Origin of the sequence: Streptococcus oralis (assembly GCF_001578935.1) — a bacterium.
Classification (GTDB): domain Bacteria; phylum Bacillota; class Bacilli; order Lactobacillales; family Streptococcaceae; genus Streptococcus; species Streptococcus oralis_R.
Genome location: NZ_KQ969544.1, coordinates 1 through 254 on the forward strand (window position 1 = coordinate 1; position 254 = coordinate 254).

The 254-nt window shown below is 45.3% G+C and carries 1 pseudogene; it reads left to right on the top strand.

The annotated features are described in order from the left end of the window. A pseudogene (locus SORDD15_RS10170) lies at nt 1-254 on the top strand (SpaA isopeptide-forming pilin-related protein); the annotation flags it as partial.

The window sequence follows — 254 nt, forward strand, 5'->3', positions numbered from 1 at the left end:
CGATAAGGCAGAAGGCACAGCCGTAGAAAGCTGGACATCAGAAGCTGGTAAGTCTAAAGATCTCAACTTGGCTCCAGGTACTTACACCTTCCATGAGGAAGCCGCTCCAACGGTTACCTCAAAGTAACGGATATCACTTTCCAAGTCAAACATGATGGCACAGTGGAAGTGACAAACGTTGGTGAGAAAGACTCTAAGGGTGAAGAAAACAAAGTCGTAACAAACGGCTCAACAGTAACTGTAACCGATAAAGA